The sequence below is a fragment of the Chloroflexus sp. MS-CIW-1 genome (assembly GCF_030444705.1).
In the GTDB taxonomy this organism is placed as follows: domain Bacteria; phylum Chloroflexota; class Chloroflexia; order Chloroflexales; family Chloroflexaceae; genus Chloroflexus.
In genome coordinates, this window is sequence record NZ_JAUBWR010000001.1 from 1,561,222 (window position 1) to 1,579,850 (window position 18,629).

Sequence of the window (18,629 nt, forward strand, 5' to 3'; positions counted from 1 at the left end):
ACATCTATCAGGTATCAGGTTTCATCCGCTGTACTGTGAGACGATTGTTCGGATCGGCTCTAGATGTATGCTCGTGATTTACCTGGGTAGATCGCTCTGAATTGCTTCGGCGCAACGTTCGCCACTGAGCATTGCAGCGTTGATACTGCTCGCTTCAGTTAATTCGCCGGCCAGGTAGAGACCACGTCGAGTTGTGCGGTTAGCGGGCAGTGTCGGATGCAGACCGGGAGGTTGAGGGAATTGAGCGAACGGAATGCGATTGGCCCGTAGTATGCGAGCATTTGCCAGCGCTGTCGTTGCTGCGCGGTCGTTGACGAATATGCGGTTCAGATCCACCATTGTGCGGGCAATGACGGTACTGTCATCACTTTGGGGAATACCAAGAATCGCCGCTGCATACAGGTGCCATCCGTCAGGTGCGTATCCTGGGGCAACTGCGCTCAAGGGGGCAAGTGTGTTGACGAAGGCATTTTGGTCAGCGTTCAGCAGGAGTTTTTTACCCCGATACAATGGGGTGCGGGTAGCCAGCCAAACGCACGATGAACCGAGTTGTCCGGTTGGCACCGGCAGTTGGCTCAGACGGGCCGTCTCAGGAGCGGGTGTCGCCAGTACTACCGCATCGGCTAAGCGTTCACTCCCATCGTCCAGACGGACACCGATGACCGTGTCACCGTTGTGCAATAGCGCAGTAGCGCGTGTCTTGAGGCATACTCGCCCGGCTTTCAGTAGTTCGCTGCCTAATTGTTCGGCGATAGCACCCATCCCGCGATTTGGGACAACCGTTGCACCATCACTCATCATCTTGAAATTGAAGCGGAAGCACTTGGCACTGGTTTGTAACGAGCGGTCAAGGAAAATGCCACCAAAGAAAGGACGGAAAAAGCGATCAATCATCTGATCACTGAAGCCGAGTGCCCGCAATTCATCACTGGTGGTGCGGTCAGGACCGGCCAGTAGTTCATCTATCGTCTGGCGCCGCATGCGCAGCGATACTTGCAAGGTGCGTAGCTTATCACTGAAGGGGACAACCGGCGCCAGTACTGCTGCAAGGAGTGCACCTGGCTCGCGGTCACGAAGTGGATCGGTGAGCATGTAGTGTCGGCCTTGCCAGGCTACAATAGCTCCTGGATCGAAGGCGCGTAGATCAAGGGCAGTGAAATCGAGTTGTCGTTGTGCCGCAGGGTACGCGGTGAAAAGTACCTGAAACCCGCGGTCGAGGGTGAAGCCCTCAACCCGATCCGAGCGTACTCGCCCACCTAGACCATCGTCGGCTTCGATCAACGTGACCTCATATCCCTTGCGATGCAGTGTTCGTGCGCATACCAGGCCGGCTACTCCACCACCGATGACAAGTATCTGCATGAACTCCTTCCTTCTAGCTAGCGAAAGACGTTACCATATCGAGTATACTATGTTTCACAGCAAGCCTGCTCGCAAGGGAAAAGGGGGAACCAATGATCCACAACTTCAATCCCGGCCCGGCGGCCTTACCGCCCGAAGTAATTGCGCGTGTCCAGGCAGAATTGCCCGATTATCGCGGCTGTGGCATGTCGATCCTCGAGATAAGCCATCGGAGTAAGGAGTACGAAGCGGTTAACGCTACTGCCGAAGCTAATTTAAAAGCGTTGTTAGGCCTGGGTGACGAGTATCGAGTGCTCTTTATGCAGGGTGGCGCGTCGATGCAATTTGCGCTCATCCCGCTCAACTTTCTCGCCGCAGGTGCAACTGCTGCTTACATTATCACCGGTACATGGGGCGAAAAAGCTTACGAAGAGGCGCAACGGTTGGGTACGGTTCATCTGCTGGCCAGTACATCGTCTGATGGATACCGCAGTCTACCGACTGACGTCCCAGAGCCTGATTCGCAGGTCGCTTACCTGCACCTGACCACAAATGAGACGATTCAAGGTGTGCAATGGCCGGCGGAACTTCCCGATTTTGGTGCAGTGCCGCTCATTGCCGATATGAGCAGTGATTTTCTCTCGCGCCCCTTTACCGCTAACCGATTTGCACTGATGTACGCCGGTGCGCAAAAGAATCTAGGACCGGCTGGGGTGACGGTTGTGGTTATTCGCCAGGACATGATCGAGCGAGGGCGCAAAGATTTGCCGGTGATTATGCGCTATGCAACCTTTGCTAAAAACAACTCGCTCTATAATACACCACCGGTTTTTGCTGTCTACATGGTCAATCTGGTGTTGGAGTGGATAAAGGATCAGGGTGGTCTATCGGCAATGGCCGAACGCAATGCGCAGAAAGCTGCACTCGTCTATGCTGCGATTGATGATAGTGATGGTTTCTACAGAGGCCATGCAGTACCAGCGGCGCGTTCGCTGATGAATGTAACCTTCCGCCTTGCTACCCCTGAGTTGGAAAAGCAATTTCTGGCCGAAGCTCAGGAAGCCGGGATGGTTGGTCTGGCCGGTCATCGTTCGGTTGGCGGGATACGAGCATCGCTCTACAATGCGGTATCGCTTGAATCGGCCAGGGTATTAGCCGACTTTATGCGCGAGTTTGCACGACGGTATGGATGAGTTTCCCTACGCAGCGGCGATCACCTTTGTGCCGGTAACCAACTTGCAGGCGAGTGCAGTCTGTTATGGGACTGCGCTCGGTTTGCCGCTCGTGCTTGATCAGGGCGGGATTCATATCTATCGAGTGGCACGGGGTGGGTATCTTGGGTTATGTCAACAATTGGCGCCACCGATTGCTGATGATCGTTTGATCTTGACGATTGTCAGCGCGGATGTTGATACAATCTATCAGCGGCTGATTACTGTTGGGATAGCCACTGATGGCCCGCCCCGCGAGAATCCACGTTACCGGATTTATCATTTCTTTGCCCGCGATCCTGACGGTTATCGGCTGGAGGTACAACGATTTTTGCATCCGTTTGATACCACCTAGGGGGAACGTGACACGTTCATTGCTCTCTAGATCGCTCATCGCTGTCATTCTAGCAGACTGCAAGCGGGTTGATCAGAGCGCATACCACTGTGACCTGGGATTGCGAGGCTCTGGCTGGTGTCCTGACGTAAGCGAGTAGACCCCCGTCTGATTGAGTTTCTGCCAATGCGCTGCTAGAAGTCACGGTGCTGGGCATTCAGGAACTGTGCCTTTCCTCTAATACTAATCCTGTTTGTGTAAACCGAGTATCATCCTGTCCACGTTGCTGGTGTCCTCCCTTCCCCTCGCAATCTCCCCGCAAGCGGGGGGATGGCGGAATGAGTAACGACTTGATTCACGAGCGGCGGGTTCCCAACCCGCTTTTTTCAGGCACCGGAACAAACACATACAATACTCAGGTTATAATGCGCCTGCACGATTGCCGGTTGTGTCTGGCAGTCGCTTTCGACATAACCATCGTAGCATAGGCATTGTATGCGTGTTGTGATGCTTTCAAAGGCCGTGGTTGCCGGTGCCTACCAGCGCAAGTTGGAGGAGATTGCACGGCTCGGCGTAGAATTAACCGTGCTGGCGCCAACCGGCTGGCGTGAACCACGGGTTGGATTGATACCGCTTGAGCGTCGTTTCACGAGCGGTTACACCCTACTGACGCTGCCAATTGTCTGGAATGGACATCATCATATTCACTTTTATCTGGGGCTACGTCCGCTGCTCAATCGGTTACGTCCACAGGTGTTTCACATTGATGAAGAGAGTTTTAATCTGGCTACGTTCCTGGCCATGCGAGTAGGTGTGGCGATTGGTGCACGTTGCTGTTTCTACAATTGGGCAAACATCGACCGCCGCTATCCCCCTCCATTCTCTTGGTTTGAACGGTACAACTTGCGTCACGCATCACATGCGATTGCCGGTAATCAAGAGGCAGCAGCAATTTTGCGGCGGCACGGCTATCGCGGTCCGCTAAGTGTCATTCCCCAGTTCGGGGTTGATCCGAACTTGTTCGCTCCGTCCGATGCCATTCGTCAACAAGATACCTTCACTATCGGTTACGTCGGGCGTCTGGTTCCAGAAAAGGGGGTAGCCGATCTGGTGAGGGTTCTGGCCGATTTACCGGCGCAGGCCCGTTTGCGGCTAGTTGGTGATGGGAGTGAACAACCGCGTTTGCTGCGACTGGCAACCGATATAGGGGTTCGGGAGCGGATCGACATACAGCCAGCGGTGAGCAGCACCGCCGTCCCAGACGTTATGCGCCAGCTTGATGTACTGGTGTTACCATCGCGGACACAATCGAACTGGAAAGAGCAGTTTGGGCGGGTACTGATCGAAGCAATGAGCTGTGGTGTCCCGGTTGTTGGTTCGACGTGTGGTGAAATTCCACAGGTGATCGGTGATGCTGGGATTGTCTTCCCTGAGGGTGATCTGGCTGCATTGCGTACCGCTCTGCTGCGATTGATGGATGATGACAGGTTGCGTACCGAGTTGGCGCAGCGTGGAAGGCAGCGGGTCCTGGCTGAGTTTACACAGGCAGCAATTGCCCGGCGCCATGTGGCAGTCTATCAGGCGATGGTGAATGATAGTGGCTAAGTGTCTATCCAGAATACCCTGTTGCAGAAGAAGATTCGGTTGGGGCACAGCGCTGCTCGTACATCTATCAGGTTTCGTCCGTCGGATCGTGAGAAACGGAAAGGGAAGCGAAGCCAACGGGGTAGTACGCACGTTCATCATGATAGTGAACGGTAGATAGTGCATCCCGCAGCCATTGTATATAGCAGGTTGAAACAAGAATAGGAGTTACCCATGTCGGTTAAATCTGATCGCTGGATCCGCCGGATGGCCTTGGAACATGGGATGATTGAGCCGTTTGTCGATCATCAGGTCCGCCGGGGAGTCATCTCGTATGGCTTGACCTCGTATGGGTATGATATGCGGGTCACCAACCACTTCAAAGTGTTCACCAACGTCTATAATGCTCTAGTCGATCCCAAACGATTTGACCCGCGTTCGTTCGTCGATATTCAGGCCGATTATGTCGATATTCCGCCCAACTCGTTTGCGTTGGCGCAATCGCTCGAATACTTTCGGATCCCTCGGAGCGTATGTTGCATTGTGATCGGTAAATCGTCGTATGCGCGTTGTGGAATCATCATCAACGTGACTCCGCTCGAACCGGAATGGGAAGGGCATGTCACGATTGAGATCAGCAACACCACGCCACTGCCAGCACGCATTTACGCCAACGAGGGTATCGGTCAGGTCTTGTTCCTGGAAAGCGATGAACCATGCGAGATTTCGTATGCCGACAAGAAGGGGAAGTATCAGGGACAGACAGGCATTGTCTTACCGCGGATCGATCCATAACGTGGTGTGCAAGCCGTTGTGGCAAACCGCAACGGCTTGCACAGGCGACGACAGCTACACTTCCATGACCATTGGTAACACCATAGGACGGCGACGAGTCTCGCGGTAGAGGAATTCGCTGACCACGTCGCGAATCTTGCGGTTGATGTAGGCCGCATCGAACGAAGGATTACCCCCGTTTTTGTTAGTTAATGCAGCACGTACCGTCTCTTTTGTCGCCTCAATCAGGTCTTGACTCTGGCGCATATAGACAAACCCGCGCGAGACCACGTCTGGCCCGGCCACGAGTTGACCGGTCGCGCTATCGATGCTCACCACCACGATCAACATGCCATCTTTCGCCAGTAACTGGCGGTCACGGACGACCACATTACCAACATCGCCAACGGTTGTGCCATCAACGTAGATATACCCGACCGGCGCCTTACCGGTAATCTTGCCAAAGCCGGGTGAAAACTCCATGATCGATCCGCCTTCAGCCAGCAGAACATGCTCACTATTGGGGACTGCACCCACCGTCATTGCCAGTTTGCGGTAGAGCATCAGATGGCGGTAGTCCCCGTGGAACGGCACAATAAAGCTGGGGCGGAGCAAGGCCAGGATCAGTTTGAGTTCCTCTTGGGCGGCGTGTCCGGAAACGTGAACCCTGGCTTCAGGGCCGTAGATCACCTCAGCACCGAGCTTGAAGAGGTTATTGATGACCTTATTAACGCTTACCTCATTGCCGGGAATCGGCGTGGCCGATAACACCACCGTATCACCGGGCTTAATCTTGACATGCGGGTAATCGCGGTTGGCCATGCGGTTGAGGGCCGACATTGGCTCACCCTGACTACCGGTACACACAATTGCGATCTCTTCATCGGCGTAAGCTGCCATTTCATGAGGCCGGATCATCGTGCTTTCATCGGCACGCAGATACCCTAGCTCGAACGCAATACGAGCATTGGTTTCCATACTACGACCGGCCAGCATTACTTTACGCCCATACGCTTCCGCCGAGTCGATCACCTGTTGCACCCGACTGATATTTGAGGCGAACGTTGCCACAATAATGCGCCCAGGAGCGGTGGCAAAGATGTTATCAAAAGCTTCACCGACCGTTGCTTCGCTGGGGGTATAGCCTTTCGACTCAACGCGCACACAGTCGGTAATGAGGACCAAAGGCTTTCGGTTGCCAAGTTCAGCAATCTTTTCCAGATCGGTTGGGCGCCCATCAACCGGTGTATGATCGAGTTTCCAGTCGGTGAGATAGATAAGCAGACCGGCCGGTGTCGTGATTGCAAAGCCAACCGTATCGGGGATCGAGTGTGCGATATGAAACGCCTCGACGGTGAAACAACCAACCTGGAACGGTTCACGTTCCGTAATTAAGACGGTTTTTACCTTATCTTGTAAACGATGTTCGCGCAATCGGTTACTGAGCAGCCCAAGGGTCAACCTGGTGCCGTACACGGGGGGAAAGCCCAGGTCGGCGATCAGATGTGGTACTGCGCCGATGTGGTCTTCGTGACCGTGCGTGATCAGAATCCCGCGAATGTGGTCAGTCTTCTCGCGTAAATAGGTGATGTCGGGCAACACGAGGTCAACGCCGAGCATGTCGGCATCGGGAAACATGACACCGCAGTCGAGAATGACGATGTCATCGCCATACTCAACCACCCACATGTTCCGGCCGACTTCTCCGGCGCCACCGAGTGGAATCACACGGAGACGTTGTTTGGCCATAGGTTCCTACCAGGGTCGGTTGAACACGACCCCCTACTCCTTTCTGTTCTGTTTGTTTCACTCAGGTAGCGCATAGCGCATGCGCTGTTGCATTGCCGTATGTTTACAGGGCCTGCATGACCCTGACATGCCCATCCGAATTGCTACCCTAACGGTATACCGGTGGTTGCTGTGGTTGCCGAGGATTGGGCAGTGACCATTGCCTGTTCAATTGCTTGCAACAATTCTGCACGCCGTTCTATCCCCGGCCCAATCAGCAATCGTTGCCGGCCATGCATCTGTCGGTGAAGCCAGCGGTGAAGCGGATTTTTTAACGTATCTACCGGATCATACCGACACACAATCACAACCGCTTCATCGGCTGCGACCGGTTGTGGTTGAATAGCGAGAATATTATGCCAGTGATAGCACAAGCGAAATCCCAGCGTCTGATACTCCAGGCCCTCGTTGGTTAAACGAAAGGTTGCATCCCATTCGGCGATCAAGTTCCAGAGCAGCAGTGGTGTAGCAACGATCAATACCAGCATCAGCAATGCTGGCACAGCCTGTTCAATCGCGGGTGGCTGGGTGAATACCTGTTGCAGATCGAACCAGAAAACCGCGGGATGCAGACGCAATCGTAGTGTGCTGGCAATGCTCCACACTGCGAAAACCCAAAGGATCATTGCCACAATAATCATCAACAAATTGTCTCGCCGTCCAATCGGCGAAAGGCGGTAACACTGTGACATCGCTTCGTCGCACACAAGCGACTTGCGGCCAATGCTCAGAAGAGACGGAGCTGCTCGGGCGGCTCGTCGGCCTGGGGAGAGAGGAACGAAGCCTGCTTATGGAGACGTTCGGCTTCGGCCAGAATCTCAGGCAGACGACGAAAATCGGCTTCCAACAATGGCCGGTTTTGGGGCTGGTGGAGCGCAGCAGCCGGATGGATCATTGGCACGATCAGTCTGCCGTTGACAAGACGTGGTTGACCGTGGATGCGCGAAATCCGCTCACCAGGTAGAAACAGGCCCATCGAAAAGCGGCCCAGCGTCACAATCACTGCCGGATCAATGGCCGCAATCTGGCGCATCAAAAATAATTTAGTACATGTCGCAATTTCGTCTGGTTCGGGATCACGATTCTGCGGCGGACGACACTTCACAACGTTCGCAATATATACTTCATCGCGCCGCAACCCAGCCATCGCCAACAGATCGGTCAGGAATTGGCCGGAGGGACCAACAAACGGCCGACCCTGCCGGTCTTCGTGGTATCCGGGTCCTTCACCGATCAACATAATCCGTGCATTGGCTGGCCCTTCACCGGGCACTGCACGGGTGCGTCCTTTATGCAAATTACATGCGGTGCAGCTCTGCACTTCTTGTGCAATTGCAAATAGTGTATTTTCGGCTGTCACACGCTTACCTTCGCATATTTAGCTTTACCAGTTTATATTATAACATATCATTGCCCCACGCCAATCCCTGGAATTGCCGTGACGTGGATATGTCACCACGGAGAGCACAGAGGACACAGAGTATTTCTTCTGGGGGTACCCAATTGGGCAGTAAACGAGAGCGCCTGTGCCCCCTCAGCAAGTAAGCGGGAAGTGGCAGATATGCCTCATTTTGTGATACACTACCTACAACAAAAGCTATGTCTGATAGGAATACTGTTCATGACAGGACGTTCGCCTTCGGCTCAGTCGCCGTTTTATGCCGATTCGCCACAATGGCAGCTCAACCGGGCGGCGCTGACAGCAGCGATAGCATTCCTTCTCGATGCGTCAAATCTGCTTGAATTACGTGCCAGGCTGACAACCGTTCGTCAGCGGCTCGCCGATCCGAACGATCCACTCCATGCCCCTGATGGCCAGGCAGTTCTCTTTTTACCCGAGGTGCTGCTGGCCGAGCTGGATCAGGTTGCTACGGCACAAACATTAGAGCGGGCACGGTATTATGTCCAACGCTTGCAACGTGCGCTCGATGGCCCGCGCTTTGCACCAGCCAGTGACATCGATTTACATCGCTGGAAAGAATATGATGACATTCTGACCGATAGCCTCTGGCTGATCGAGCGTCGTGATAGCTCTGGAGTGCATCGTGCCGATTACTGGGGCAATTTCGTGCCTCAGATTCCTCATCAATTTATCCGGCGCTACACCCGACCTGGTGAATGGGTCCTCGATCCATTTGCCGGATCAGGAACAACGTTGATCGAAGCACGGCGGCTCGGTCGCCATGCATTGGGGGTAGAATTGCAACCGGCGATGGTGCAGCATGTGCAGGAATTGCTGGCTGCCGAGCCAGCTCCACACGGGACAGTTGCAGCCATCGAACAGGGCGATAGCCTGACCGTTGATTTTGCCGATCTGCTCGCACGCCACGGGGCGCGGAGTGTGCAACTGGTCTTCCTGCATCCACCGTACTACGACATTATTCGCTTTAGCGATGACCCGCGCGATTTGTCAAATGCACCGAGTATCGAAGAGTTTCTCGAGCGATTGGTAACTTTGACCAGGCGGGTAGCCACTGTCCTTGACCATGAGCGCTATCTAGTGTTAGTGATTGGTGACATCTACCGCCATGGGGAATGGTATCCACTCGGCTTTTACGCGATGGAAGCGATTAAGGCATGCGGTTTTCGGCTGAAGAGTATTATTGTTAAGAACTTTACCAGCACTCTGGGGAAGCGGGGGAGCGCGGAACTCTGGCGCTATCGGGCACTAGCAGGCGGTTTCTATGTCTTCAAGCACGAATATATCTTTCTGCTGTGTCGGCGCTGAGTGTTGTCGTGGAGGGGGACAATGACCAGATATAGTGTAATTATTCCAACGCTTAACGAAGCTGATCAGATCACCACATGTATCCAGGCGGTACGTCAGCTCGATCCAGACGTTGAGGTGATTGTGGCCGATGGTGGTAGCCGAGATCAGACGCCAGCCTTAGCGCAGGCAAGCGGAGCGCGGGTCGTCGCAGCACCACGTGGACGTGGTGTACAGCTTAATGCCGGAGCTGCTGTTGCGAGCGGTGACATCTTCGTTTTTTTGCATGCCGATACCCGATTACCGGCACAGGCATTCACGCTCCTTACACACATATTTGCCGATCCACACGTGCAGATTGCGAAATTTCGGCTTTCGTTCGACGACAACAACTGCTTGCTGGCGCTGGTCGCTCGGTTCATGTGGTTTGACTCGCTGCTCACCAGTTATGGCGATCAGTGTATGGTGATCCGCCGCGAACTCTTCACCGCGTTGGGTGGGTTTCCTGACTGGCCACTCTTTGAAGATGTGGAACTCTTTCGTCGGGCACGGGCGGTAACACCCATTTATGTTGTACCGGCGCAAGTTGTTACCTCGGCGCGTCGCTTCCGCACGAATGGCATTGTGCGTCAACTGCTGCACGATTTCTGGTTGTGGTGGCAATATCTGATCGGGGTATCGCCCCATGTGATTGCTCGCCAATACCGATGAAAGGTTGCAGGGCGCTCTTGAAGACCTTTGAGCACGGGATTGATGAGTCGGTGTACAATGAAATAGAAACAATAATGCCGTGGAGCGCTTGATTATGACGTATACCTCTTTTCAGTCGATTGACGAACTGCAAGCGGCACTGGCAGCCCATGCCTATATTGCCGACCGTGCCTTAACGACCGCGATCTTTCTTGCCCTGAAGCTTAATAAACCGCTTTTGCTCGAAGGTGAAGCCGGTGTTGGTAAAACCGAGATTGCCAAGACCCTGGCTCGTATGCAGGGACGCGAGTTGATCCGTTTGCAATGCTACGAAGGGCTTGACGTCAATACGACCATTTATGAGTGGAATTATGCCCGGCAGATGCTTCAGATTCGACTGTTAGAAGCGCAGGGAGCGGCGCAAAATACCGCTGCCCAGCAGAGTATTTTTGGCCCAGAGTTTTTGATCAAGCGTCCACTGCTCCAGGCAATTGAGGCACGCGGCGATCAACCGCCAATTTTGCTGATTGATGAACTCGACCGTGCCGACGAAGAGTTTGAGGCCTTCTTGCTAGAATTGCTTTCCGACTGGCAAATCTCGATCCCAGAAATCGGAACTATTCGGGCCGAGGTGCCGCCGACCGTGATCATTACCTCGAACCGTACACGCGAAGTGCACGATGCGTTGAAGCGTCGCTGTCTCTTCTACTGGGTGGATTATCCGACTCTGGATAAAGAGATTCAGATCGTCAAGGCGCGGGTTCCCGGCGCCAGTGAGCGGTTGGCGCGCCAGGTGGTATTGGTCGTCCAGGAGCTGCGACGCATGGATCTCTACAAACTGCCAGGTGTGGCCGAGACGCTCGATTGGGTGACGGCGCTAGTTGCGCTTGACCAAACTGAGTTGACACCGCAGGCAGTGGAGGATACACTAGGCGCCATCTTGAAGTATCAAGATGACATTGCCCAGGTGCGGGGTCAACGTCTGAATGAATTGCTCAAACGGGCCAGTGTGGGTGTTTCATGAGTACCGAGATTGATGTCGCCGCTACGCTCGCTGCGTTGCGGGATGAAGTTCGTGCCCGACGTGCGGCATTGCCGACTGCCGAACCAACACCGGCTGAGCGTGAATTGCAGCGGGTGGTTGAAGAGCTGGAATATACGCGAGTGGTTAGTGCACATTGGCCACTCGAAGGTCGCAATGTGTTTGAGCAGGTCGTAGCCTTTGTGAACAAGGTCGTGCGGCGCTATTTACGCTGGTATATTAACCCGATTGTTGAGCAACAGAACGCCTTTAACGATACGGCCACCCGTGCCATTCGCCTGCTGGTAGCCGAGAATGCGGCTTTGCGCGCCGAATTGGCCGCTTTGCGTGCACAAATGCAGCAATCTCCCCCCTTATCATGAGTCGTATTCTCATTTGTGCAACACAGGTACCGTTTGTACGGGGTGGCGCCGAATATCTGGTTGAAAGTCTGCGCGACGAATTGCGGCAGCGTGGACATACCGTTGATGTCGTTGCTCTTCCCTTTCAGTGGCATCCGGTTGAACGTATCATCGATAGTGCACTTGCCTGGCGCTTGATCGATGTCAGCCATGTCAATGGCGAAGCGGTGGATCTGGTGATCGCCACGAAGTTCCCTTCGTACCTGATCCGCCATCCGCGCAAAGTGCTCTGGCTGGTACACCAGCATCGGCAGGCCTACGACTGGTACGGTACGCCGTTGAGCGATTTTGATGGTTCGCCATCCCATCGCGCTATTCGTGAACAAATCTTTCGGATTGATGAACGCGCCTTGCGTGAATGTCGGGCTCGCTATACGATCTCGCGCAATGTGAGTCGGCGGCTCGAACGTTTTAACGGTCTGAGTAGCACACCACTCTACCCGCCGAGCCGCTACGCCGGACGTTTGTGGGCGGGGTCGTATGACGATTACATTCTTTCGCCCGCTCGCCTTGATCGAGCCAAACGCATTGACCTGCTCTTAGCTGCACTGACGCACACTTCCACAGCAGTACGGGCCATCATTGTTGGTACTGGCCCCGACCGTGAACGCCTGCAACGTCTTGCTGCCGACTACGGGCTAGGTGAACGAGTCTGCTTCCGTGGTTTCGTATCTGATGATGAATTGATCGACCTTTACGCGCATGCCCGTGCCGTGTACTACGCACCGGTTGATGAAGACTATGGCTTTGCGACGGTCGAGGCGTTTGGCGCCAGTCGTCCGGTGATTACAACCGACGATGCAGGCGGTGTGTTAGAGTTTGTACGCCATAACGAAAATGGCCTTATTTCCCTGCCCGATCCGGTAGCGATAGCCGCTCATCTTGACCTGCTAGCCAGCGATCCAGCAACTGCGGCGCGGCTGGGTGCTGCCGGAAAGCCTCTAGTCGGTGACATTACGTGGGATCGGGTGGTCAGGGCCTTGCTGGCGGAATAACGGCAAGAGGTCAGCAGGTGGCCTCCATCTATAATCGCATTCGCACACGCCGGGGTTGGGAACCTTCCTCCACCTCTCGTTCTCACTCCTCTTACACCCTCTGCGGTGAAACCGTCGGAGACTGGACCAACGTGCTATACTGCTTTCAGACAGAAGGAAAGAGGTATGGCACTGATACGATCCTGTCGTCGTGTTACCGAATTGTTGGTAATCTGCTGGTTCTGTTCCATGCTTGTGGCTTGCGTTGCGCCAACAGCCCAATCATCACCCACTGCCACGCCCGCCGCCCTGCCAGCGACACCGATCCCTACACCGGTAACAGCCACTGCCTTGCTGCAAGATGCGTTGGCTGCGGTTGAAATCGGTGATGACGAGACGGCTGCGAACCTGCTGAGTCAGGTGGTACAACTCTTTCCAGGTGCACCTGAAACGAATACTGCTCGTTTGCTCCTGGCCCGTTCATTTGCTGATCGAGGCCGCTGGACATCGACCGTGGAAGTGTTACGACCATTGTTACAAAACCCAGCCACGCCGACGTATGCACCAGCCCTGTTTCTAACGGCGCGTGCCCACGAGGCTGCCGGGATGCACGAGGCGGCAGTTGCGACCTATGCTCAATACGAAGCGTTGAACACACCACTGGCACCGTATGCGGCAATCCGTGCGGCCGCGCAGTTGAAAGTATTGAATCGGCTTGTTGAAGCCGAAGCAAGCTATGTACGAGCGGCAGACGGTGAGCTGGCTGCCGGGCAGCGGGCTGCCGCTTACGAACAGGCAATGGCGCTGGCTATCGATCAGGGTCGATCAGAGACGGCTCTCATGTATGCACAGGCAATCCTCTCCTTCGCCAGCCAGTCTGATTACCGGGCACGCATTCTCGTGCGAGCTGCCGATCTGTATGCTGCCGCCGGTGATGTGACCAGAGCCAATGCGCTTCGCCGTGAGGCGCTAGCTGCTTTTGCCGGCCCAGAGACGGTAGCGGTAGTCGATGCACTTCGGGCAACTGGTGATATGTTGCTCGATCCCTTCGCTGCTGCTCAGGCGTACCGTTCTGTAGAGCGATGGAATGATGTAATTGCCATGCTCGATCTGGCCATCGCAAACGCGCAAAATCCGGCTGAAGCGCTCCGTCAACTTGGGCTGGCCCGGCGGGCACTGGGTGATTTCAATGGCGCCCTGAGCGATCTGGCCGCAGCCCGTGACCAGGCACCGGATAGCGATACTGGTCGTCAGGCGGCGCTAGACTGGATTCAAACCTATGGTCAAAGCGGTGCAGTGGCAGAAGCAGCCGCTCTCTACCAGCAATATGCCGCCGAGCAACCAAGCGATCCGCGGGCGCCGGTTGCTCTTGACCGGGCTGCTCAGTTGTACGACCGGCTAGGAGAAAGCACAGCCGCTACGACAATTCGTCTCACATTAGGTCAGCAGTATCCAACGACTAGCCTTGGCATTGCAGCGTTACATCGGGTCGCTTTGCAGCGCTTCGACAACGGCGATCTTGCTGGTGCTGGTGATCTGTGGCGTATGCTGGCTGAACGAGGACAGGGGATCGGTCAGGCGTTAGGTGCTTTCTGGGCCGGTCGGGTAGCCCAACAACTGGGAGAAGAAGGAGCAACTACTCTCTTTCAACAGGTGTTGCAGGCAGCTCCGGAGAGCTACTACGCGGCGCGTGCGGCGGAAGAGCTGAACGCAGTACCGGTGGGTACGATACCCATCGATTCACCGATCAGCGATGATGACTGGAGTGCAGCTATCGCCTGGATACAGCACTGGTCAGACGATGAAGCCGATCCGATGCTAGCCGGTGTGGCCGAACGGGCACGGCTATTGCGTGAAGTGGGATTGTACAGCGAAGCACAGGGCGAATGGCTCGATGGTCTGCGGCGGGCAGGCGAAACACCTATCAGTCTGTTGGAGCTGGCCCGCTATGCCTATCAGGAAAAGATGATCTATCCGGCGTTGCTAGCCGCTGAACGCATTGCCAGACTGGCTCCTGCGGAGGCTGGTCCTCTCCCACTCGCCCTGCAACGACTCCGTTTTCCCACCCCGTATGCGGCCATTGTCCAACGAGAGGCCAGCCGTTTCGGCGTCGATCCACTGCTCCTGTACGCGCTCATCCGCCAAGAGAGCCTGTTTAACCCGACAGCAACATCATGGGTAGGTGCACGTGGGTTGACGCAGGTCATGCCTGATACCGGTCGCGGCATTGCTCAGAATCTCGGTATCAGTGAGTTCAATCTCGATGATCTCTACCGACCATACCTCAGCATTCGCTTTGGCGCCTTCTACCTTGGGCGGCGAATCGGTGACATGAGCGGCAGTCTGCACGGTGCGCTGGCTGCATACAATGGCGGTTTAGGGAATGCGCAGCGCTGGGCTGGTGGCAATCTTGTTGCCGACCCGGATCGGTTTGTCGAAACAATTGATTTTAGCGAAACACGCCATTATGTGTGGGCGGTCTATGCGTTCTACGGTGTGTATCGTGGATTATACGCTTCATGATCTCAGAGCATGGTCGAAAACCTGGGCTTTATGGCATCTCTAGAATGGTGCGGGGAACGGCCCCCCTCACCTACCCCCCGGCCCCCTTCCTCTCCCGCACTGCGGGAGAGGAAGGGGGAGGGTGCAACCGGGAGCGAAAGAATAGTGGTAACCTTCCACACAATGGTTGCATGGTCACAGTACGAGCCCTGTGAGAAATGCGAGTTTTTGATCATGCTCTAGGATAAGGGTGCGACAGAGTACAGTCGTGCACAGGTAGCGGTGCGTCATCAATCCGAACGTGCTGTTGTAATCGCATTGCGGGCGGTGCGACAGAGTACAGTCGTGCACAGCGGCGCGTCCTCACACCGTGATCAGTCGGCAGACTGCCGGGCGGGTTGCCCCTCGCTGGTTGGTTGTTGTTCAGCAATTGAGGCCACGGCAATACCGGTGAGCAAGAGAATAATCCCAACGAGCTGCAACAGTGCGACAGTTTCACGGAAGAGGATGAAGGCGAGCAGGGATGAGCCGATTGGCTCACCGAGAATTGCCACTGCTACGTAAGTGGCCGATAAGCCGCTGAGCGCATAGTTGAAGGCGGTATGACCAAGGAGTTGGGGGCCAACCGCCAGACCGAGGACAATCAGGTACACGTAAGGTGCAAAACCAAAGAATTGCTGACCACTGACGATAGCCCATACCACCAGTACCACTGCTGCGCTGGTGTAGACGAGCCAGATGTACGCTAATACCGAGAGTCGTTGGCGCAAGTTACGACCGATAAGCAGATAGCCGCTGGCGGTAACCGCGCCGATCAAGGCCAGCGTGTTGCCAAGCAACGGATTGCTCTGCGTGGTGTTGGTGCTATCACTGATACTAATCACGATCGTTCCTACTAAGGTCAGCGCAATGCCGATCAGAGTCGTCCAGTGTAATCGTTCACGGAAGAGGAAGAATGAAGCCAACCCGACCCAGAGCGGGTTCGTAGAAACAAGCGCCGCACTGCTGGCAACCGAGGTATACTCAAGTGAGCTAATCCAACTGGCGAAGTGAAGGGCAAGAAACACGCCGGCTCCCATGCCGAAGAGAACATCGCGACGGGCGAGTCGACGTATTTCGTTGCTGGATCGGCTGAGCGCCAGCGGAGTCAGGATCAGCGCCGCTAAACCCAGTCTTCCGGCAGCGATACTCAATGACGACATACCGGCACCCTGGGCATAGCGGATCAGGATTGATGCAGTTGAGGCGATCAGTACACCGGCAAAGAGGACAGTGTACAGCCACAAGCGATGTCGATTCATGGAATTACTCTCGTCCAGCACACAAGTGGTGCAGCTACCCATGTCGGTGGTGGGGTTTGGTACAGTGTTGTCGCGTCGCTCGCGACCAGATCGAGAATTTCACCCTGAAGCGGCCCTCGTAAGAAACGGAACACTTGACCTGCATCTCGTGCATCACTTTTAGCCCGCACACAATGTTGATTGTAGCCCCAATAATCACCGGCTGCTAAAAGGGAAATTCCCTCTTCAATAGTGCGTCGCGCCAGTTCGAGGCCACCTTCATCTGGAGCCAGTGACTGTTCAGGCGGATCGCCGTAGCCGATGCCGTGATGAAACGGATCGGCAGTTGAAACGATGACTGCATCGCGAGCCAGTTCTACCAGCTCTTCGATGCCGGGTAGCGACTCAGGATGACCGCCGGCCAGGTAGGGGTAGCGCTCTATCACTTGTGGGCCACGGATGCCGCGACGGCGTGTTTCAAGCTGCCAAAAGAAGCGAAAACTGTAGAGCGCGTGATCAAGCTGCCATTCATTCCCCCGGTCGAGACCCGGCCCCTGAATGCCCCAATAGCGCTCGGCTGAAGGTGAGCCACTAGCCGCGACTCGACGGCGTGCCTGCTCCATTTCATCATTCCAGGCGTGTAGCACACTGATCACAAGTACGCGATCGGCGCCACTATCGAGGCAGGCATGGACGGCCGCTGCTATCTGATGACCGCAATCGGCAACACCAGCATGGGGAAAAACAATAACTCCGCCACTGGTTAAGACGGAAGTCAAATCCCACCGGCGCGCTTCATCAAGCAGTTCATAGCCACCACGTTCACCGAGTGCCTCGTGTTCGGCACGGTAGAGATCGTGAATTGCTCGATTCAATTCATCACGGCGCATAGATTATCCAAACTGCTCGACAAAGCGTTGGTCACCGCTGTAGAACCAGCGAATGTCATCGATACCGTATTTGAGCATTGCGACCCGTTCAGGACCAAATCCGCCAGCGAAACCGCTAAATTCTGCCGGATCATAACCGCCATTGCGTAACACATTCGGATGGACCATTCCACAACCACCGATTTCAAGCCAGCCAGCGTACTTGCAGATGCGACAACCCTTTCCGCCGCAGAGGAAGCAGGTAACATCCATCTCGGCACTGGGTTCGGTGAAGGGGAAGAAGCTGGGACGCAGGCGCACCTGGGTGCCTGGCCCGAACATACGCTCGGCGAAAAAGCTCAGTGTCCCCTTCAGATCAGCCATCGTGACGTTGCGACCAACCGCTAAGAACTCAAATTGATGGAACATCATCTCACTCCGCACCGTTACCTGTTCGTTACGGTAGACCTTACCGGGAATCAGGACCCGTAACGGGTGAGGGGCATTGCGCCGCATCGCGTGGATTTGTCCGGGCGAGGTATGGGTTCGTAAGAGCACTGAAGGCGCGCCTGCTGGCATTTCAATGTAAAAGGTGTCTTGCATGTCGCGTGCGGGATGATCGTCGGGGAAATTGAGCAGGCTAAAATTGAAAGCGTCATATTCAACTTCAGGGCTTTCCCAGACTTGAAAACCCATCTCGGCAAAGATGTGCTGAACCTGACGCAGAATCTGGTTGGTGAGATGAACATAGCCAACCGCAGGACGACGACCGGGCATTGTCACGTCAATCCGCTCTGCGGCCAGCTCGGCGGCAATGGCCTGGGCCTCCAGCCGCTCTTTGGCAGCCGCAAATGCGGTTTCGAGCTGTTCACGTAAGGCATTTACCCGCTGTCCTACCAGTGGTCGTTCGTCTGCCGGTAGGGCACCGAGGCCGCGACTCAGGCGGGAAAGACGACCCTGCTTTCCGATAAAACGGCTCTTCCATTCGGTGAGCGCAGTGACATCGCTAACGGCTTCAAGTGCGGTAAGGGCTTCTTGTTCGAGCGCAGTTAATTCATCGAGCAACGTGGTCATGGAACACCATAGCATTTCAATCACGAGTGGTATGTGCACTGCTATTATACATTGGATT

17 protein-coding genes are annotated in these 18,629 nt (G+C 55.1%); 10 read left to right on the forward strand and 7 right to left on the reverse strand.

What is annotated here, in order from left to right; genetic code table 11:
- Positions 1–78: 78 nt before the first annotated feature.
- Complete coding sequence (locus QTO31_RS06190) at positions 79–1,362, reverse strand: NAD(P)/FAD-dependent oxidoreductase (RefSeq protein ID WP_301428449.1); 1,284 nt, start codon at positions 1,360–1,362, stop codon at positions 79–81.
- 92 nt (positions 1,363–1,454) lie between these two features.
- On the opposite strand from QTO31_RS06190, the gene serC reads away from it, so the two are divergent.
- The 4 genes from serC (at position 1,455) to dcd (ending at position 5,265) form a co-directional block, all read left to right on the forward strand.
- Complete coding sequence (serC, locus tag QTO31_RS06195; RefSeq protein WP_301428450.1) at positions 1,455–2,534, forward strand: 3-phosphoserine/phosphohydroxythreonine transaminase; 1,080 nt, start codon at positions 1,455–1,457, stop codon at positions 2,532–2,534.
- Positions 2,527–2,907: a VOC family protein gene (locus QTO31_RS06200; RefSeq protein WP_031458067.1), complete on the forward strand. Its 381-nt coding sequence runs from the start codon at positions 2,527–2,529 to the stop codon at positions 2,905–2,907. The genes serC and QTO31_RS06200 overlap by 8 nt, the downstream gene beginning before the upstream one ends.
- A gap of 474 nt (positions 2,908–3,381) precedes the next feature.
- Positions 3,382–4,491 (forward strand): glycosyltransferase family 4 protein, encoded by a 1,110-nt coding sequence (locus tag QTO31_RS06205; protein WP_301428451.1) that lies wholly within the window; start codon positions 3,382–3,384, stop codon positions 4,489–4,491.
- A 213-nt stretch (positions 4,492–4,704) separates the two neighbouring features.
- Positions 4,705–5,265: a dCTP deaminase gene (gene dcd / locus QTO31_RS06210; RefSeq protein WP_301428452.1), complete on the forward strand. Its 561-nt coding sequence runs from the start codon at positions 4,705–4,707 to the stop codon at positions 5,263–5,265.
- Positions 5,266–5,319: 54 nt separating this feature from the next.
- On the opposite strand, the gene QTO31_RS06215 is transcribed toward dcd, so the two are convergent.
- From QTO31_RS06215 to QTO31_RS06225, 3 genes are all read right to left on the reverse strand, one after another.
- On the reverse strand, positions 5,320–6,993 hold the full coding sequence (locus QTO31_RS06215; protein ID WP_031458070.1) for a ribonuclease J: 1,674 nt from the start codon (positions 6,991–6,993) through the stop codon (positions 5,320–5,322).
- Between the two features lie 143 nt (positions 6,994–7,136).
- A complete protein-coding gene (locus QTO31_RS06220) occupies positions 7,137–7,724 on the reverse strand; it encodes a hypothetical protein (protein ID WP_301428453.1) in 588 nt (195 codons plus the stop codon).
- A gap of 35 nt (positions 7,725–7,759) precedes the next feature.
- A complete protein-coding gene (locus QTO31_RS06225; RefSeq protein WP_301428454.1) occupies positions 7,760–8,392 on the reverse strand; it encodes a uracil-DNA glycosylase family protein in 633 nt (210 codons plus the stop codon).
- 261 nt (positions 8,393–8,653) lie between these two features.
- Between QTO31_RS06225 and QTO31_RS06230 the strand changes: the two genes are divergently transcribed.
- The 6 genes from QTO31_RS06230 to QTO31_RS06255 all read left to right on the forward strand — a co-directional run bounded on the left by QTO31_RS06230 (position 8,654) and on the right by QTO31_RS06255 (position 15,369).
- Positions 8,654–9,760 (forward strand): TRM11 family SAM-dependent methyltransferase, encoded by a 1,107-nt coding sequence (locus QTO31_RS06230; RefSeq protein WP_301428455.1) that lies wholly within the window; start codon positions 8,654–8,656, stop codon positions 9,758–9,760.
- A gap of 21 nt (positions 9,761–9,781) precedes the next feature.
- The gene (locus tag QTO31_RS06235) at positions 9,782–10,450 is read left to right on the forward strand and encodes a TIGR04283 family arsenosugar biosynthesis glycosyltransferase (protein WP_031458074.1); all 669 of its coding nucleotides are present in this window, start codon (positions 9,782–9,784) and stop codon (positions 10,448–10,450) included.
- Between the two features lie 94 nt (positions 10,451–10,544).
- On the forward strand, positions 10,545–11,453 hold the full coding sequence (locus QTO31_RS06240; protein WP_028458457.1) for an AAA family ATPase: 909 nt from the start codon (positions 10,545–10,547) through the stop codon (positions 11,451–11,453).
- Positions 11,450–11,833 carry a hypothetical protein gene (locus tag QTO31_RS06245; RefSeq protein WP_031458075.1) on the forward strand — a complete coding sequence of 128 codons (384 nt, stop codon included), beginning with the start codon at positions 11,450–11,452 and terminating at the stop codon, positions 11,831–11,833. Before QTO31_RS06240 ends, QTO31_RS06245 begins: the two co-directional genes overlap by 4 nt.
- Positions 11,830–12,867: a glycosyltransferase family 4 protein gene (locus QTO31_RS06250; RefSeq protein ID WP_301428456.1), complete on the forward strand. Its 1,038-nt coding sequence runs from the start codon at positions 11,830–11,832 to the stop codon at positions 12,865–12,867. Before QTO31_RS06245 ends, QTO31_RS06250 begins: the two co-directional genes overlap by 4 nt.
- Before the next feature lie 165 nt (positions 12,868–13,032).
- Positions 13,033–15,369, forward strand: coding sequence for a transglycosylase SLT domain-containing protein (locus tag QTO31_RS06255; protein ID WP_301428457.1), 2,337 nt, complete (start codon positions 13,033–13,035; stop codon positions 15,367–15,369).
- 353 nt (positions 15,370–15,722) lie between these two features.
- Here QTO31_RS06255 and QTO31_RS06260 read toward each other — a convergent pair whose 3' ends face one another.
- Genes QTO31_RS06260 through pheS form a run of 3 tightly spaced genes read right to left on the reverse strand, consistent with a single transcriptional unit; the run spans position 15,723 to position 18,571 of the window.
- Positions 15,723–16,649 (reverse strand): DMT family transporter, encoded by a 927-nt coding sequence (locus tag QTO31_RS06260; RefSeq protein ID WP_031457793.1) that lies wholly within the window; start codon positions 16,647–16,649, stop codon positions 15,723–15,725.
- On the reverse strand, positions 16,646–17,518 hold the full coding sequence (locus QTO31_RS06265; protein ID WP_301428458.1) for a hypothetical protein: 873 nt from the start codon (positions 17,516–17,518) through the stop codon (positions 16,646–16,648). Before QTO31_RS06265 ends, QTO31_RS06260 begins: the two co-directional genes overlap by 4 nt.
- A 3-nt stretch (positions 17,519–17,521) precedes the next feature.
- A complete protein-coding gene (gene pheS / locus QTO31_RS06270) occupies positions 17,522–18,571 on the reverse strand; it encodes a phenylalanine--tRNA ligase subunit alpha (protein ID WP_031457795.1) in 1,050 nt (349 codons plus the stop codon).
- Positions 18,572–18,629 lie beyond the last annotated feature (58 nt).

Excerpts from the sequence above, each read along its gene's own strand:
- QTO31_RS06260 (WP_031457793.1), bottom strand. The coding sequence starts at position 16,649 with ATGAATCGACATCGCTTGTGGCTGTACACTGTCCTCTTTGCCGGTGTA.
- pheS (WP_031457795.1), bottom strand. The coding sequence starts at position 18,571 with ATGACCACGTTGCTCGATGAATTAACTGCGCTCGAACAAGAAGCCCTT.
- QTO31_RS06215 (WP_031458070.1), bottom strand. The coding sequence starts at position 6,993 with ATGGCCAAACAACGTCTCCGTGTGATTCCACTCGGTGGCGCCGGAGAA.
- QTO31_RS06250 (WP_301428456.1), top strand. The coding sequence starts at position 11,830 with ATGAGTCGTATTCTCATTTGTGCAACACAGGTACCGTTTGTACGGGGT.
- QTO31_RS06190 (WP_301428449.1), bottom strand. The coding sequence starts at position 1,362 with ATGCAGATACTTGTCATCGGTGGTGGAGTAGCCGGCCTGGTATGCGCA.
- QTO31_RS06240 (WP_028458457.1), top strand. The coding sequence starts at position 10,545 with ATGACGTATACCTCTTTTCAGTCGATTGACGAACTGCAAGCGGCACTG.
- QTO31_RS06220 (WP_301428453.1), bottom strand. The coding sequence starts at position 7,724 with ATGTCACAGTGTTACCGCCTTTCGCCGATTGGACGGCGAGACAATTTG.
- QTO31_RS06200 (WP_031458067.1), top strand. The coding sequence starts at position 2,527 with ATGGATGAGTTTCCCTACGCAGCGGCGATCACCTTTGTGCCGGTAACC.
- dcd (WP_301428452.1), top strand. The coding sequence starts at position 4,705 with ATGTCGGTTAAATCTGATCGCTGGATCCGCCGGATGGCCTTGGAACAT.
- QTO31_RS06245 (WP_031458075.1), top strand. The coding sequence starts at position 11,450 with ATGAGTACCGAGATTGATGTCGCCGCTACGCTCGCTGCGTTGCGGGAT.
- serC (WP_301428450.1), top strand. The coding sequence starts at position 1,455 with ATGATCCACAACTTCAATCCCGGCCCGGCGGCCTTACCGCCCGAAGTA.
- QTO31_RS06255 (WP_301428457.1), top strand. The coding sequence starts at position 13,033 with ATGGCACTGATACGATCCTGTCGTCGTGTTACCGAATTGTTGGTAATC.
- QTO31_RS06265 (WP_301428458.1), bottom strand. The coding sequence starts at position 17,518 with ATGCGCCGTGATGAATTGAATCGAGCAATTCACGATCTCTACCGTGCC.
- QTO31_RS06205 (WP_301428451.1), top strand. The coding sequence starts at position 3,382 with ATGCGTGTTGTGATGCTTTCAAAGGCCGTGGTTGCCGGTGCCTACCAG.
- QTO31_RS06235 (WP_031458074.1), top strand. The coding sequence starts at position 9,782 with ATGACCAGATATAGTGTAATTATTCCAACGCTTAACGAAGCTGATCAG.
- QTO31_RS06230 (WP_301428455.1), top strand. The coding sequence starts at position 8,654 with ATGACAGGACGTTCGCCTTCGGCTCAGTCGCCGTTTTATGCCGATTCG.